The following is a 1,329-nucleotide window of genomic DNA, read 5'->3' as shown; positions in this document are numbered from 1 at the left end:
GTCAACCTTTTTTTTACTGTTATTGAAAGTAACTTTCAACAACTAAAAAGGTGTGATCGTTGATCACTGCCAACGACCTTCAGCATGCTGCCTGGCGATTGTATTCGTCAAGCAACGGAGCGGCAAATTACCTTACCGCGCTCTTGAAGTCAACCTCTTTTTTCCGGCTGGTTAAAATTTGTTTTCAGCAGCCAACAGGTTGGAATTATTAAACAACTAACAATCCACTTCAAGCTGTGCCGTCCATGTTTCGTCAGGCACGGGGCGGGAAACTACTCGATCATCAATCGGTCGTCAATAACTATTTTTGCGATCAGTTGCTTTTTTCTCAATACACATGCAAACCTTAGAGACCATCATTGAGGAATACAAAAACAGTTGGCCTATAACTACCTGAAACTTGCTACATTATCGGGTACCTTGCCAAANGAAGTATCGGAAATAGTCTCTTCCACCTTCTCTGCACACAGTAAGTAAAACTTTTAGTATTTGCTATTTTCAGGTCAAACACATTCTCTGAAATTTATTTTTGGCCTTCGTCTATTAGCTATTTTTTTATGAATTAGACTTTCTTTTCCGTAATCTTTTCATGCAATTTACTGGAAAGGATACCTGATTTTTTCACTTTCATAGACATTTTCACTGGAATACACAGCCATTTCGTCCGCTAAAAAAAAGGTTCATGAATAGTGCAGTAATATTGTTAGATACTGTCATTAAATTTGAACTATCCATGCAATACCTACAAAACCACCTTTGTTGATTTTTGGTAACCGTTTTCCAGAGGCAGTAGATCATCGACAACATTTAATTTATAAACCACCACAGCATGAATCTAACCCTTTACTCATGCCACAACCATATAACTGGGCAGCCTAGTAGGGTGGATAAGCGTAGCGTATCCACCCTACGCTCTAATCAGAGTATATTATCCGTAGAGGAAATTCCTTCTTTGCAGTAACTATAGCCGGCAAGGCCATCGAAGACGAACACCGTTTGTGTTCACTTGCTGTATGGCCATACTTTTTTATGCAAAACATCTTGGTTTATCGAGGGTAATAAATCCAGAAACAAACCAAAAGCTAAGGTAAAAGATGCAGGGAGTGGAATACTGTCTTTAGGAGTACCGCGATATTATATGTTTACTTGAATCTGCAGGCAAAAAAAAATCCCCAATACACGATGAGTGTATTGGGGATTTTAAAAAGAGACGGCGACGACCTACTCTCCCACATAGTCACCCATGCAGTACCATCGGCGCTGAAGAGCTTAACTACCGTGTTCGGAATGGGAACGGGTGGAGCCTCTTCGCTATGGTCACCGAAAAAT

1 rRNA gene is annotated in these 1,329 nt (G+C 40.2%); it reads right to left on the bottom strand.

What is annotated here, in order from left to right:
- Positions 1-1,208: 1,208 nt before the first annotated feature.
- Positions 1,209-1,325 (bottom strand): 5S ribosomal RNA (gene rrf / locus JWH17_RS23170).
- Positions 1,326-1,329: the final 4 nt, after the last annotated feature.

This window comes from Desulfogranum marinum, assembly GCF_016918565.1.
GTDB classification, from domain to species: Bacteria; Desulfobacterota; Desulfobulbia; order Desulfobulbales; family Desulfobulbaceae; genus Desulfogranum; species Desulfogranum marinum.
The sequence above is the reverse complement of the archived record's forward strand: the minus strand, read 5'-3'. Positions and strand labels throughout refer to the sequence as shown.